Origin of the sequence: Arthrobacter sp. B2a2-09 (genome assembly GCF_027587375.1) — a bacterium.
Lineage (GTDB): Bacteria > Actinomycetota > Actinomycetes > Actinomycetales > Micrococcaceae > Arthrobacter.
The window spans coordinates 1-14,527 of the sequence record NZ_JAMXIC010000036.1 but is presented as its reverse complement, the minus strand read 5'-3'; the positions used below and the strand labels follow the sequence as shown (position 1 = coordinate 14,527).

The 14,527-nt window shown below is 64.0% G+C and carries 14 protein-coding genes; 6 read left to right on the top strand and 8 right to left on the bottom strand.

The genetic code is table 11. The features are described 5' to 3' along the window. The first annotated feature begins 24 nt into the window (after positions 1-24). A complete protein-coding gene (locus NFJ07_RS23780) occupies positions 25-1,107 on the top strand; it encodes an FUSC family protein (protein WP_269998400.1) in 1,083 nt (360 codons plus the stop codon). Positions 1,108-1,157: 50 nt separating this feature from the next. Here the strand turns inward: NFJ07_RS23780 and NFJ07_RS23775 are convergent, their stop codons facing one another. The 3 genes from NFJ07_RS23775 to serS all read right to left on the bottom strand — a co-directional run bounded on the left by NFJ07_RS23775 (position 1,158) and on the right by serS (position 4,495). Next, positions 1,158-2,003, bottom strand: a complete 846-nt coding sequence (locus tag NFJ07_RS23775) for an HAD family hydrolase (protein ID WP_269998399.1) — start codon at positions 2,001-2,003, stop codon at positions 1,158-1,160. Positions 2,004-2,103: 100 nt separating this feature from the next. Continuing rightward, positions 2,104-3,123 carry a hypothetical protein gene (locus NFJ07_RS23770; protein ID WP_269998397.1) on the bottom strand — a complete coding sequence of 340 codons (1,020 nt, stop codon included), beginning with the start codon at positions 3,121-3,123 and terminating at the stop codon, positions 2,104-2,106. A gap of 91 nt (positions 3,124-3,214) precedes the next feature. After that, positions 3,215-4,495 (bottom strand): serine--tRNA ligase, encoded by a 1,281-nt coding sequence (gene serS / locus NFJ07_RS23765; RefSeq protein WP_269998396.1) that lies wholly within the window; start codon positions 4,493-4,495, stop codon positions 3,215-3,217. 111 nt (positions 4,496-4,606) lie between these two features. Here serS and NFJ07_RS23760 point away from each other — a divergent pair, with 111 nt between their 5' ends. Further along, complete coding sequence (locus tag NFJ07_RS23760; RefSeq protein ID WP_269998395.1) at positions 4,607-5,653, top strand: diacylglycerol/lipid kinase family protein; 1,047 nt, start codon at positions 4,607-4,609, stop codon at positions 5,651-5,653. 27 nt (positions 5,654-5,680) lie between these two features. On the opposite strand, the gene NFJ07_RS23755 is transcribed toward NFJ07_RS23760, so the two are convergent. The 3 genes from NFJ07_RS23755 to NFJ07_RS23745 form a co-directional block, all read right to left on the bottom strand. Continuing rightward, complete coding sequence (locus tag NFJ07_RS23755) at positions 5,681-5,929, bottom strand: hypothetical protein (RefSeq protein ID WP_269998394.1); 249 nt, start codon at positions 5,927-5,929, stop codon at positions 5,681-5,683. 130 nt (positions 5,930-6,059) lie between these two features. Then, entirely contained in the window at positions 6,060-7,007 is a 948-nt protein-coding gene (gene pheA, locus NFJ07_RS23750) for a prephenate dehydratase (RefSeq protein WP_269998392.1), read from the bottom strand. Positions 7,008-7,037: 30 nt separating this feature from the next. Beyond that, on the bottom strand, positions 7,038-7,364 hold the full coding sequence (locus NFJ07_RS23745; RefSeq protein WP_269998390.1) for a rhodanese-like domain-containing protein: 327 nt from the start codon (positions 7,362-7,364) through the stop codon (positions 7,038-7,040). A gap of 83 nt (positions 7,365-7,447) precedes the next feature. Between NFJ07_RS23745 and NFJ07_RS23740 the strand changes: the two genes are divergently transcribed. Genes NFJ07_RS23740 through NFJ07_RS23730 form a run of 3 tightly spaced genes read left to right on the top strand, consistent with a single transcriptional unit; the run spans position 7,448 to position 11,181 of the window. Next, positions 7,448-8,203 (top strand): peptidase E, encoded by a 756-nt coding sequence (locus NFJ07_RS23740; protein ID WP_269998389.1) that lies wholly within the window; start codon positions 7,448-7,450, stop codon positions 8,201-8,203. Then, positions 8,196-9,653 carry an amidase gene (locus NFJ07_RS23735; protein WP_269998388.1) on the top strand — a complete coding sequence of 486 codons (1,458 nt, stop codon included), beginning with the start codon at positions 8,196-8,198 and terminating at the stop codon, positions 9,651-9,653. Before NFJ07_RS23740 ends, NFJ07_RS23735 begins: the two co-directional genes overlap by 8 nt. Positions 9,654-9,711: 58 nt before the next feature. Continuing rightward, entirely contained in the window at positions 9,712-11,181 is a 1,470-nt protein-coding gene (locus NFJ07_RS23730; RefSeq protein ID WP_269998386.1) for a peptide MFS transporter, read from the top strand. Positions 11,182-11,264: 83 nt separating this feature from the next. Here the strand turns inward: NFJ07_RS23730 and NFJ07_RS23725 are convergent, their stop codons facing one another. Then, positions 11,265-11,903 (bottom strand): DUF4190 domain-containing protein, encoded by a 639-nt coding sequence (locus tag NFJ07_RS23725; protein WP_269998384.1) that lies wholly within the window; start codon positions 11,901-11,903, stop codon positions 11,265-11,267. A gap of 208 nt (positions 11,904-12,111) precedes the next feature. Between NFJ07_RS23725 and pgm the strand changes: the two genes are divergently transcribed. Beyond that, positions 12,112-13,776: a phosphoglucomutase (alpha-D-glucose-1,6-bisphosphate-dependent) gene (gene pgm / locus NFJ07_RS23720; protein WP_269998382.1), complete on the top strand. Its 1,665-nt coding sequence runs from the start codon at positions 12,112-12,114 to the stop codon at positions 13,774-13,776. Positions 13,777-13,782: 6 nt separating this feature from the next. On the opposite strand, the gene NFJ07_RS23715 is transcribed toward pgm, so the two are convergent. Further along, a complete protein-coding gene (locus NFJ07_RS23715; RefSeq protein ID WP_269998380.1) occupies positions 13,783-14,283 on the bottom strand; it encodes a 2'-5' RNA ligase family protein in 501 nt (166 codons plus the stop codon). Positions 14,284-14,527 lie beyond the last annotated feature (244 nt).

Genomic DNA, 14,527 nt, shown 5'->3' with positions numbered 1-14,527 from the left:
GCCATCTCCGCCTACCTTGGGTCCATGATCCCCAAGCCAAAACTTGGGCGGCTTCTTCCAGCGCTCAGGCAGGCTGTCACAGGCCACCGGCTCCTCTTTGCTGGCAAGACGGCCGTCGCTGCCGGGCTGGCTTGGTACCTCGCGCCACTGATGCCCGGGTCGGCCGCCGCCTACCCGTATTACGCACCCCTGGGCGTCTTGGTCAGCATGCACCCCACCGTTGCGGCGTCCGCCAAGCACGGGCTGCAAAGCCTGCTTGGACTCGGATTGGGCATAGCGATGGCCTTCGCAGTGACCACAGTTACCGCCCCGACTGCGCTGGCGGTGGCGGTAGTGGTCGGGCTGGGCGTGGTCATCGGCGGCCTGCCAAGACTCGGAAGCGCCTCCGAATGGGTTCCCATGGCGGCGTTGTTTGTCCTGGTGCTGGGTTATTCGAATGCGCAGGGCTTCTCTTTCGCGTATGTCCTGCAAATGGCTATGGGGGTGGCGGTCGGTTTCGCCTTGAACTGGTTGGTCTTCCCTCCCCTGCATCTTGAAGGCATCGATCCTGCCATCGACGGACACCAACGGGCACTGTCCAAGCAACTCAGGGACATGGCCAGCGCCATGACCGAATCCTGGCCACCGGACCATGAGGATTGGGCGAGCCGCAGCGGCGAGCTCGCACGTACCGCGACCGCCGTGCGGACAGCTGTCCAGGCGGCGAAATTGAGCGCCAAAGCCAACCCGCGGTCCCGCCGTCGAGCTGGGCGCCTGCCCGGCGACCTGGCCGGATTGCGCGCGGTGGAACGGCTGACCTTTCACGTCCAGGACGTCACGGACGTCCTGGCAAGCGTGATCTGGGAAGAGGACGCGGGAACGGTCATTCCAGAGGGTGTCCCGCCAAATTTGGCTAAGGCCCTGGAGGACGTTGCGGCAGCGATTCGGCAATGGAGGCATGCAGACGCCGAAGATTTGAAGAGCGCCTTGGACGAAGCCCGGGACAGTGTGGCAGCACTAAGTGACACCCTCACGGAGGCCGCCGCCGGCCAGGTGTCCGTGAACGCCACCGCGTCGGTGGCCATGAGCCTGCGGCGTATCATCACCGTGGTCTCCGACGCCGCCTGAGCTGGTTGGCGAGGCGGAGCGTCCGCCGGCTAGCTCCGCTGCCGGGGCTTTTACAGTAGGCGGCGCAGGATGAGGGCCGCGCCGTCGTCGTACACCGAAGCGGTGACCTCATCCGCGACGGCGATGACTTCCTCAGGTGCCTGGCCCATGGCAACACCGCGCCCAGCCCAGCTGAGCATCTCGATGTCATTGCGGCCGTCCCCCACTGCCACCGTGTGGCGGGGGTGCGTGCCGAGTCGCTGGCGCAGCTGCTCCAGGGCGCTGGCCTTGGTGACCCCGGCGGCGGCGATATCCAGCCAGGCCGTCCAGCCCACTGAGTAGGTGACCCCGGACAGCCCGATCTTGCGAATGGCTGTGGAAAACTCTTCGGCTGTATTCTCGCTGCTGAACACCACGACGCGCACCGCGGTGGCATCCAGCATGGTCTGGAAATCGACGCCGATTGCCTCGACGCCGAAGCTGGCGTCCTGGAATCGCTCGGTGGAGAGGAAGTTCCCGTCCTCGTCCTCAAGCGCGTACTTGGCGGACGGAAGCTGCTCGCGAAGTGCCATCAACGCCGGGGCGGGATCGAAAGTGGCCTTGTGAATGATCTCGTAGCCTGTGTCCAACTGGGGGTCGAGCCTCAACGTGACGCCGCCGTTGCAGCACACGGCATAACCGCGTTCCAGTCCGATCTGCTCAATGATGGGCAAGGTGGCGTTCAACGAGCGGCCGGTGGCGATCAGGACGTCGTGGCCGTGGGCGACGACTGCCCTTGCGGCGTCGCGGACACCTGGTGACATGTGGCCGTCGTGATCCACGAGGGTTCCGTCGACGTCCAACGCGACCATGAGTTTGTGATTCAAATTCCGCTGGTCATCGATGCCAGCGACTGAGGTACCAGTCAAAATAGTCATGCCTCCAGTGAAGCAGACCCCACCGACACCAGCTAGGACGCAGGCCACAGCAAGGGATTAACACGCGGTGAATACTCCCACGTTTTCCACAGTGTGAATATTAACTTGAGGCTCTGGTCCGAGGTAGTAGTCCGGCACGCAAGAGCTTCTGCCGAAGACGGCCTGGCTGTCCCAGATCTGCCCAATTCCACCTGACTACGGTGAACCCCAATGCTCGGATGCTGTCCGCACGTAGCTTCTCCCGATAGACGAGCTCCGCCGCGCTCCAATCCCCCTGCATGTCCTCGACCGCGTACTTTTGCTTGCCATCGAATTCGCCCGCTATCGATTGATCCGGCCACCAAAAATCGGTCCTGGCAACGAACTGGCCGGAGTCGGGAATCGTGTGCTGTTGGAGCGGTTGCTCAAAGCGCAGCAGTTCGATGACAGCCCTGCTGAACGACTCCCCGGCTGATTCGGCCTTCGTGTTGGCCAGGCTCGCGATGCGGACTGCTCGGTGTTTGGTGGCTTCATCCACGATCCCGTCAAGTGCCAAGGCGATCTCAGGGTGTTCGATCAAGCAGGCATCCTGCCCAAGCAAACCCTGCTCCCACAACATTCGTGCGATTCCGTCAGCTACAACCAGCGCGCGGCTGAAGGACGAGGAACACATGACATCCACGGCCGTCTGCACCGGACTTGTGCAGGAAAACTGGCCGGAAACCACGGCCTGCGCGTCGCGTCGAAGGATGTAGCGCATGGGATGGTTGCCTGAATTCCGGGCCTTTTCGGCAAGCACGCTTTTTCCGTGGACCACGAATGTTGCCGGCCGACGTCCGGTGTTCCGCTCCGAGGAAGTGGCTAAATCGACAAACTCCGGGGGGCGAAGGGTTGGGACGCCGAGCACGACAGCTGCGGACTCACCGCAAAAGACGGGCTGGTCGAATGCCAGACCCACCGCCGCTGCAGACCACTCGAACCTCTGGGCAGGCGTCGCTTCCACCCAGGTGGAGGTTTTCACGTAGTACCCGCGCCTCAGCCGGACGAGACGGCCTGCCCTGAACGGTCTGTGAATCCCAGCCGTGGAGCCCGTAAGAGCAAGCCGCTCGGCGGAAACAATGAGCTGCGGAGGGATGTCCATGGAATTACTATCCATGGATCGTTCCGCATCGTCAGCCGTGTTTTGGCTCTATGTGGACAAAGCCAGGCTGTGGAGGATCAGTCCGCGGCGTCTACAGAACGGGCAGGACCTCAAGGCCGCCAATGTACTTCTGGAGTGCCTTGGGGACGTTGACCGAGCCATCCGGGTTCTGGTGGTGCTCCAGGATGGCCACGATCCAGCGGGTGGTGGCCAGCGTCCCGTTCAGGGTGGCGACGGCGCGGGTGCCCTTCGCAACGCCGTCCTCATTGACCGCACGCTCACGGATGTTGAGGCGGCGGGCTTGGAAGGTGGTGCAGTTGGACGTCGACGTGAGCTCGCGATACGCGTTCTGGGTAGGGACCCAGGCTTCGCAGTCGAACTTCCGGGCCGCGGACATACCGAGATCGCCCGCCGCGGTGTCGATCACGCGGTACGGAAGCTCGACCTTGGCCAGCATTTCCTCTTCCCAGGCCAGGAGGCGCTCGTGCTCAGCAGCGGCCTCTTCAACCGTGGTGTAGATGAACATCTCCACCTTGTTGAACTGGTGGACGCGGATGATGCCGCGGGTGTCCTTGCCGTGCGAACCGGCTTCGCGGCGGTAGCAGGAACTCTGCCCGGCGTAGCGGATGGGGCCGGCGGAAAGGTCCAGGATCTCGTCCGCGTGGTAGCCGGCGAGGGCCACTTCCGAGGTTCCCACGAGGTAAAGGTCGTCTTCAGCGAGACGGTAGATCTCGGCGTCGTGCTTTACGTCGAAACCGGTGCCCTGCATGGTCTCCGGACGCACCAAAGTGGGGGTGATCATCGGGACGAAGCCGGCCTCGATGGCTTGGTCCATGGCCATCTGCAGCAGTGCCATCTCCAGGCGGGCACCCACGCCGCGGAGGAAGTAGAAGCGCGCACCGGAGACCTTGGCGCCGCGTTCCATGTCGATCGCGCCAATGAGTTCGCCGATTTCCAGGTGGTCCTTCGGCTCGAAGTCAGGGAATTCGCGCGGTGTGCCGACCGTCTTGACCACCACGAAGTCGTCCTCGCCACCCTCGGGCACGCCGTCCACAATCAAGTTGGGAATGACACGGAGCAGTTCTTCCTGCTTGGCCTGGGCGGCGTCGGCTTCGGCAGAGGCGGCCTTGACCGAGTTGGCCAGTTCCTTGACCTCGGCCAGCAGCGCCTGCTTTTCCTCGCCCTTGGCCTGTGCCACCTTCTTGCCGAAGACGTTCTGCTCCGCACGGAGGTTTTCGTAGCGGATCAGGGCCGCGCGGCGGTCTGCATCGGCGGAAATGATCGCGTCCACCACGGACTCGTCGGCGCCGCGGGCGCGCTGGCTGGCACGGAACTTGTCCGGGTTTTCGCTGAGGTCTTTTACGTCGATCACCAGACAAGAGTATCGAATGAGCGCGCAGCTCCGCGGCAAGCGCCCGACGGCGGCGGGCACCCCCTGCCGCCGTGCACGGCCGCACCTGCAGCGGGATAGGGTTGAAGCACCATGAGCAACTGGATCCTGTATGTGATTCTGGCTGGGGGCGTGGTCTTCGCCGTCTCCAGTTGGTGGGGCGTGCGCCGGCTCAGGGCCAGGCATACCCGCAGCGCTGTGCACGAGGACGCACACAAGCCGGAAGCCGGCTTGCAGAGGGTGGCCGTGATCCTCAACCCGGTCAAGGCGAAGGCCGAGGATGCACGGAGGATCATCCGGGATGCCTGCCATCTTGCGGGCTGGGACGAACCCCGTTTCTTCGACACCACCGCGGAGGACCCCGGCCATTCGCAAGCCAAGGCGGCACTGGCGTATAGGCCCGACGTCGTACTCGTCGGCGGCGGCGACGGTACCGTGCGCGTCGTGGCAGAGGCCCTCGCGCACACCGACGTCGCGATGGGCTTGATTCCCCTGGGAACCGGAAACCTGCTGGCCCGCAACGTGAATCTGGATGTCAACGATCTGAGAGGCAACGTCCACACGGCGCTCTTCGGCCACCAGCGGTACATCGACACCGCCCGAATGGCTATCCACAACGAGCGGACGGGCGCCTCTTCCGAGCATGCTTTCCTGGTGATCGCGGGCATGGGCCTGGATGCCGAGGTTGTGGGCGATACCAACGATGGCCTCAAGAAGGCAGTCGGCTGGCTGGCCTACACCGAGGCGGGCGTCCGCCACCTGCCCGGCCGGCGCAAAAGGGTCTCCATTGCCATGGACGACGAGCCGGAGCAATCCCGGAAAATCCGAAGCGTCTTGTTCGCAAACTGCGGCCTGATTCCAGGGGGCATCGACTTCATCCCCGGTGCGATGATCGACGACGGCGTCCTGGACGTTGTGGTCATGAGCCCCCGCAGCGCCATCGGGTGGATCGCGGTGTACGCCAAGGTCTTGTTCAAGCACAACCGGAACCTGCCGGTCATGAATTTCTACCGTTCGGGCAAAGTGGTCATTAGCAGCAGCGAACCGATGGCCACACAACTTGACGGTGATCCCTCGGGCGAGGCCACAAAAGTCACCGTCAAGGTGGAGCCGCGTTCTCTCCTCGTGCGCGTGCAATAGCCGGTGCGCGTGCAATAGCGCGACGCGCTATTTGGCGTTCTTCGCCGCTTCCGTTGCTTTGTGCTCTGCCAGCTTGTTTTCTGCCAACTTGTGTTCTGCCAAGGCTTTGGCGGCCGCGCGCGCTTCCGATTGCTCGCGAATCATGGCCTGTTCTTCCTCAAAGCGCAGCCGATCAGCCCGGTCGGCGTCGTCGCCGTCCCAGTCCTGGTTGTCCGCCTTGGGCTTGGGGTTGACGATCATTCCCTGGCCGCTGGTGTCATTGCTATTTCCCGACATGGCCCGCTCCCTCCGTTAGGGGCATGCGTCCATCAATTGTGGATCAAGCAAGCATACGCACAGTTTTATCCACGCGATAGGGGTTGAAGAGTCAATTATCCAACGCTTTGCGGAGCGGATTCCGGGCCGGTCACGCGCCCGGTTCGCCACCCAGAATGCCCCGAACCCAGGCATGTGCGGATGCGAACGCGGCGTCGGAGGTATACGGCGCAACCAAGGCTTTCTGCTCGTCCGCTCGCGCATACGACCCTAGGAAGCGGGTGGCCGGGCTGATCCGGTGCAGGCCCGCCAAAGCATCGGCCACCCGGGCGTCCGATGCGTGGCCATCGGCGTCGATACTGAAGAAGTAGTGACCCAAATATTGGCCGGTGGGCCGGGACTCGATGCGGCTGAGGTTGACTCCACGGGTGGCAAACTGGTCCAGGATTTCCATCAGGGCGCCCGGGCGGTCTTCGGGGAGGGGCACGACGACGGTGGTCTTGTCCGCGCCGGTGCGTTCCGTCAGCGTGCCGGGACGGCTGACCAGGACGAAGCGGGTAACTGCGCCGGGGTTGTCGCCGATGTTCTCCGCGAGGATGTTCAGGCCCGGCCGTTCGGCCGCGACAAGGGGGGCGCAGATGGCTGCGTCATAGTGCGCATCGCCTTCGAGAAGCCCGACGGCGGCCGCCGCCGTAGAGGATCCCGGCACGTATTCCGCATTCGGGATATTTTCGTCGACCCACAGCCGGCACTGGGCCCAGGCATGGCCATGGGTGGAGACCCGGCGGATGTCCGAGATCTTCATGCCTGGCCGGGCAACCAGCACGAACGTGATGGGAACGAGTGCTTCACGGATGATCCGCAGTTCGGTTCCGGTGGCAATAGCATCCAGGGTGGCGGTGACGCCGCCTTCCACCGAGTTCTCGATCGGTACCATGGCCGCATCCGCCTCGCCCTGGCGAACCCTCTCCAAAGCCGTGTTCACGTTGGTGCAAGGCACCCTGTTGGCATCGGACGCGCCGGGGACCTGCAGGAGGGCAGCCTCGGTGAAGGTGCCTTCCGGGCCGAGGAAGGTGTAGGTGAGCGCCGATGCCGACATTGAATATTCCTTAGGTGCTATTCGTCGTGACTAGAGGACAACCGGCTTGAGGCCGTTCTCCGAAACCATCGGGCGGCCGGACTCAAACCACATATCCATGCCTCCGGCGATGTTGGTGGCAGTGTAGCCCTGCCCCACCAGCCACTGAACCGCCCGGAAGGACCGTCCGCCCGTACGGCAGATGACATAAAGGTCATCGTCAGGGTCAAGTTCGTCAAGCCGGGCCGGGATCTGGTCAAGCGGAATATGCAGTGCACCTTCAGCGTGGCCCGCTACCCATTCGTAATCCTCCCGGACATCCAAGATTTTCGCGTCGGCCGGAACATCGCCGACAGGCACGGTCTCGAAATCGCTCACGTGAGTTCCTTCCAGTTGATTCAGATCTCCAATCCAGCCTACCGTTGCAGGGACTAAGACCACTCAAAGCAAGAGGAGGCAACATGGCTGCTGGTGAGCCCACCATCCTGGCAACCTCCGGAGGCTATAAGTCCGGTCATCGCACCAGGATGGAGTTCGACCTCCTGGTTCACCACGCCGTCGAACTCTCCGGGGTGAGCGGACGCGCGCCGCGAGTGGCGCATATTGGCACGGCGTCCGGAGACCAGCGTTGGTTCGCCGCGGAATTGGACCAAGCTGCACGGGTTTCGGGCTTCGATTTCAGCCACCTGAATCTTTTCACGATGCCTAATTACGGCGATCCTGAGGCGTACCTTTTGGAACAGGACGTGGTGTGGGTCAACGGTGGCTCCGTGGTCAATCTGCTGGCGGTATGGCGTGCGCATGGACTGGACGGCATTTTGAGGCGCGTCTGGGAACAGGGTGTCGTACTCGCCGGAGTGTCCGCGGGCTCGATTTGTTGGTTCCAGGGCGGCACCACGGATTCCTACGGCCCTGAATTGCGCGCCATGACCAACGGACTGGGCCTGCTCCCCTACGCCAACGGTGTCCACTATGACTCCGAGCCGGGCCGCCGCCCGCTGGTGCACCAGTTGGTGGCAGAGGGTGTGTTGGGGGAAACGCACTGCACCGACGACGGCGTCGGGCTTGTTTATAGAGGCACGGACCTTGTGGACGTGGTTGCCGAAGTCAGGGGCAAGGCTGCTTATCGCGTCACTGCGGTACCCGAAGTTTCGGCCGACGCGGACGCGGTTGCCGTTGCTGTGGAGGAGCGCTTGGAGTCCCGCTTCCTTGGCTGACATCCACGAACTCAGCGCGGTCGCGTTGCGCCAGGCCCTGGCCACAGGTCAGCTCTCCGCAACTGAGGTGGCGGAACACTTCCTTGCGAGGATCGGACAGCTGAACCATACCTTGGGCGCCTTCGTCACGGTGACGGCGGACCAGGCCAGGCTCGACGCCCGAGCCGCCGACGCAGCGTACGTTCGCCAGCGCAGCGGAGGCCCTGAGCTTCCCCTCCTGCACGGCGTGCCGCTGGCCTTCAAAGACCTCACCGATGTTGTGGGAGTCGTGACCACCCACGGCAGTGGAGCCCTCGACCGTAAGCCCGCCCCGGAGGACGGAGCCCTTGCCGCGACGCTCAAAGGCGCCGGTGCCGTCTCACTGGGCAAGACCCAGGTTCCGGAATTCGGACTCACGGCCTACAGCGAAAACCGCATCGCACCGCCGTCGCGCAATCCACACGCACTGAGCCGCAGCTCCGGCGGGTCTTCGGGAGGCAGCGCTGCCGCGGTTGCGGCGGCCTTGGTTCCCTTTGCGCCCGGGAGCGACGGCGGCGGTTCCATACGTATTCCAGCTGCGGCATGTGGACTGCTGGGGTTGAAGCCGGGCCGGGGGTTGGTGCCGGCCGGCGAAAGCGTCGGGGACGCGGCACGCCTGGTGGTGGCCGGGCCCTTGGCTCGCTCCGCGGCCGACGCCGCGCTCATGATGGACGCCTTGGTGCCGCACGGAATCCGGCCGGAAGGGGGCTACCTTGCGGGCCTCGAGGAAGGGCCCACCGCCTTGCGCATCGGCGCGAGCCTGGACAGTCCGTGGTCCACCACCTTTCCCTTCGCCCCGGAGCGCGAGGCCCTGGACGCCCTGGCCAAGGGCATCGGACTGCTGACGGAAGCGGGCCATTCAGTGCTCGACGCCGAGATCCGCTATGACAACCGATATCCGGAAGCGTTCACCACGGCCTGGACTGCCGGCGTCGGAAGCGCCCGGATCCTGCCGCAGCGCGAAGCCCTGCTGACCCCGCTGACCCGGACCTTCCGGCGTCGGGCGCAACAGCGGAGCGCAGCCAAGGTCAACGAGGCCGTCGGCTTCCTGCGGCAGTTCACCCACGACACCATCGCCCAATACGCACAGTGGGACCTGGTCATGACGCCATCGCTGGCACAGACGCCAAGGCCCGTGGGCTGGTTCACCGGGACAACGCCCGGAGGCGAGCAATGGCCGGCCCCCGACTGGCCGGGCGACGCGGACGACGACTACCGCAAGCAATGCGAGTTTGCGCCCTGGTCCTCCATGGTGAACGTGTGCGGACTGCCGGCGATCACCGTGCCCGTTCATTGGACTGGTCCAACGCCTGGACCAGGGCTTCCTATGGGCATCCAGCTCATCGGAAAACCGGGGTCCGAGCTCCTGCTCCTGCGGCTCGCAAGGCAGCTGGAACTGCAGCAAAAACCGGCAGTCCACTGCGGCGAATAGTTGCCTGAGGCATCTAAAAAATGTGACAATGCGCTCAGTCAATGTCACCATGGATTAGATGAGCACAACTCAAGACACGCGGACGCCCGCCAAAAACACGGGCGATACGTCATTTTTCGGCCACCCAAAGATGCTGGCCAGCCTCTTCTCCGTCGAAATGTGGGAACGTTTCTCCTTCTACGGCATGCAGGGCATCCTGCTTTACTACATGTACTTCACCGCGGACCATGGCGGACTCTCGATCGACAAATCGCTCGCCGCCGGACTGGTTGGCGCGTACGGCGGAGGTGTATATCTCTCCACGATCCTGGGCGCATGGTTGGCGGACCGGCTTTTCGGCTCCGAACGGGTACTGTTCGGTTCCGCCATCATGATCATGACCGGCCACATCGCACTTGCACTCCTGCCCGGAATCCCGGGCCTGGTGGCAGGCTTGGTGCTGGTGGGCGTCGGTTCCGGTGGCCTCAAAGCGAACGCAACAGCGCTGGTTGGCACGCTTTATGCGGAGAAGGACGAACGCCGTGACGCCGGCTTCTCCATCTTCTACATGGGCATCAACCTCGGCGCCCTCATTGGACCGCTCGTTACCGGCTGGCTGCAGGAAAGCAACGGCTTCCACTGGGGCTTCGGCGCAGCCGCAATCGGCATGGCGATCGGCCTCACCATCTACGCACTGGGCCGCAACAAGCTCCCGGAAGAAGCCCACCGCGTCCCGAACCCGCTTCCCTCCACACAGCGGAGCCGTTACGGGCTCATCTTCTTCGGCATCGCCGTCGTGATCGCCGTGCTGCTGATGACCGGTGTGGTGAACCCTGGCAACCTGGCACGCAGCATGGCTTACGCCGCTATTGTCGCCTCGGTGATCTATTTCACGCTGATCTTCAGAAGCAAGAAGGTCACGCCGTTTGAGCGCAAACGAGTTGTCGCGTTCATTCCGCTATACATCGCGTCGGCAGCATTCTGGGCGCTCTTCCAGCAGCAGTTCACGTTCATTGCCGTGTACTCGGAGGAAAAACTGGACCGCAACCTCTTCGGCTGGGAAATGCCGGCAGCCTGGGTACAGTCCATCAACCCTGTATTCATCATCGTCTTCGCAGGCGTTATGGCAGCGCTTTGGACAAAACTTGGTCCGAAGCAGCCGGGATCCCCCATCAAGTTCGCTGCCGGACTCTTCGTCATGGGCCTGGCGTTCCTGGCCTTCATCCCCCTGACGGGCGCTGGAAAGACCCCTCTGCTGGTGCTCGTGGGAATCCTGTTCCTCTTCACCTTGGCGGAGTTGTTCCTGTCCCCCATCGGCCTGTCCGTGAGCACCAAGCTGGCCCCCAAGGCTTTCCACACCCAGATGGTGGCCTTGTTCTTCCTCTCGGTGTCCCTCGGCACCGCGCTGGCCGGCATCCTGGCCGGGCTGTACAACCCTGACAACGAACTGCCGTATTTCCTGGGCGTCGGCGGCACGGCCGTGGTGATCGCTGTGGCCCTCGCAGCCGGCTCGCCCGCTATCAAGAAGTTGATGGGCGGAGTTCGCTAGGCGCTTTAACCGAGCTAGACCGCGACGGCGGCCGGTGCGCTTGGTGGGTTTCCCGCCGGGCGCACGGGCCGCCGTCGTTGTTGCTAGTAGTTGTAGTTGTAACGAGAAGCTGTGGCGGCAAAAATCGCGACAAAGACCCAGAATATGGTCACGAGGACAATGCCCAGGTACCCCATGACGAGGCCGGCAATGGCCATGCCTTTGCCGGCCGGTTCCTTCTTGAGGGCCATGTGGCCGAGGATCACGGCGGCAATCTGGGGCAGGACGAAGACGCCAAAGCCCACGAAAACCGCGATCCCGCAGCACATGCTCGCAATACTCAAGCCCTTGGGCTCGGCCGGCATGCCATAGTAAGCGGGTGGTCCGTACGGGCTGGCAGGCTGCCCGTATCCAGGCGGCCCTTGGGGAGGTTGCCCATACGGCGAAGCGGGCTGTCCGTAGGGGCTGGCAGGCTGCTGGCCGTAGGCGGGCTGGCCGTATTGAGCCGGACCGCCCTGGGGCTGGCCGTACGGTTCCTGCGATTGTGGCGCTTGCGGCTGTTGCGGCTGGGGCTGTTGCGGCTGGCCGTAAGGGCCGGAAGCCGCCGGCGAGGCAAACGGCTGCTCGCCGTACGGGTTTTCGCCGGGTTGGGCTGCGGGCGGAATGTACGACGGTGGTTCGTAGCCCTTGGGCGGTCCGTCACCCTCCGGAGCGTCCTCGGGTTTAGCTGGCTGGTCAGTCATGGAATATCCCCCTTGCGAGTCTTTTGTGCTCAGCCTACCGCCGAGCGAAGGCACAGATAAGCTCCGGAGCCCCGGCTTCCCAACCCCATGCCGCACTCCGGTAAACGGGCAGTGAATCTTCGTCGGTCTTGCGGAAATACGAAGTCACAGGCACCGCAATAGTGGGTTTTCTCTTCAAGCGCACCGGACGGTCTGGCATGCTGGGTCAATGGCTAGCCGTGCGGGCACTGTTGCCCTTCCCCAGGACCTTGTAGACATCACCGCCCTTCTTGACGCGTACTACGACGTGACGCCGGATCTGAGTGATCCCGCCCAGCGCGTTGCCTTCGGCACCTCCGGGCATCGGGGGTCGAGCCTCAAGGCCTCGTTCAATGAAGGGCATATCCTCGCCATCACGCAGGCGATCGTGGAATACCGTGCCGGGCAGGGCATCACCGGCCCGCTCTTCCTGGCCAAGGACACGCACGGACTGAGCGAACCAGCACAGAATTCCGCCCTCGAAGTGCTCGCCGCCAACGGCGTCAATGTGTTGATCGACGCGCGGCACGGCTACACGCCTACCCCGGCCCTCAGCCACGCAATACTGAAGTACAACAATGAGGCCGGCCCGGGTCAGCCCCAGGCGGACGGCATCGTGGTCACCCCGAGCCACAATCCTCCAGCCGACGGCGGTTTCAAGTACAACCCCCCGCACGGCGGCCCTGCGGACACGGACGCCACCGGCTGGATCGCCAACCGCGCCAACGAGCTCCTGGAAAACGGGCTGCGGGGGGTCAAGCGGATTCCGCTGAACGACGCCCTCAAGGCGGATGGCACGGGCAAGTTCGATTTCCTGAGCAGCTACGTGGACGACCTCCCATCCGTCCTGGACCTCGATGCGATCCGCACCGCGGGCGTCCGCATCGGCGCGGACCCCATGGGCGGCGCGTCCGTGGACTACTGGGGTGAAATCGGCGAGCGTCACCAGCTCGACTTGACCGTGGTCAACCCCACCGTGGACCCGCAGTGGGCATTCATGACCCTCGACTGGGATGAGAAGATCCGCATGGACTGCTCCTCGCCGTCGGCCATGGCCTCACTCATCAAGCGCATGTCGGACAGCGCTTCGGCAGGCACGGGTGCCTTCGACGTCGCGACCGGGAACGACGCGGACGCCGACCGCCACGGCATCGTCACGCCGGACGGCGGCTTGATGAACCCGAACCACTACCTCGCCGTTGCGATCGACTACCTGTACCGCAACCGCACAGGCTGGAACCCGCAGTCCGTGGTCGGCAAGACCCTCGTCTCCTCTTCCATCATTGACCGCGTAGCCGCTGGACTGGGCCGCAAGCTCGTGGAGGTTCCCGTGGGCTTCAAGTGGTTCGTCCCCGGCCTGCTCTCCGGCGAGGGCGCCTTCGGCGGCGAAGAATCCGCGGGCGCCTCCTTCAACAAGCGCGACGGAAGCGTCTGGACCACAGACAAGGACGGCATCCTGCTGGCTCTCCTGGCATCGGAGATCACGGCGGTCACCGGCAAGTCGCCGTCCCAGCTGTACAAGGGCCTCACGGACCAGTTCGGTGCGCCCGTCTATGCCCGGATCGACGCCGCTGCCACGCGTGAGCAGAAGGCCGCACTCGGCAAACTCTCGTCGTCCGACGTCACGGCCACCACGCTGGCGGGCGAGGAAATCACCGCCAAGCTGACCGAGGCTCCCGGCAACGGCGCCTCAATCGGCGGCCTCAAGGTTGTCACGGAGAACGCCTGGTTCGCGGCGCGCCCGTCGGGAACCGAGGACGTCTACAAGATCTACGCCGAGTCCTTCAAGGGTGCCGACCACCTCAAGCAGGTCCAGGAAGAGGCCAAGGCGCTCGTGGACGGCGTGATTTCCTAGCCCTACCTAGTTTGGCTCCGCCGGGAGGCGCCACAGCTTGAGGATTCGGCGAATGGTGTGGTTGCCTTCCGGCGCCATGTCCACCAGCGCGATCTGGTCGAGCACGACGGCGTCACCCGGCTTGGGGCGCTTGCCGTCGTGATGCGAAATATGCGGGCGGTAGTGCTCCATGACGTAGCGCGGAGTTGCTGCGCGCCCTCCGATGCTGGCCATGGCGTCGAACAGTTCCTCGTGCAAGCCCTGCAAAATGGGATGGTGTTCGACGAGGCTGACCGGGATGGACCCTTGGTGACCGAATCCGGCGTCCGGCCCTACCGTAAGTTCCGCCCCTAAGGCGCCCATCGCGGGCGCCGTCACAAGCTCGCTGAGGCGCGCGGCGACGTCGTTATCACCGGAGGGCTCGACGTCGAACCGCAACAGGGTGATGTGCAGCGGCCAGTCGCTACGCGGGAAGACCAGCCCGTCAGCCACGGCTTCGACGAACGCCACCAGAATCAGGTTCCGCATAAGGAAATTTTGCCACCGTGGCGCCCCTCCCACAGCGACGCTCGCTCACTTATCGGGGTAAAACCACCAACGCTCGCTCACATATACGGCCTTAAACGCGAACGCTCGCTCACAGTGGTGAGCGAGCGTCGGCGAAAAAGCCGTCAAAAGTGAGCGAGCGTCGGCGAAACGGTATATATCAAGCTGTTTGTGACAGCTGGGTGGTTTGTTTGTTGTTGATCCCGGCGACCGGAGGGGCTCCCGG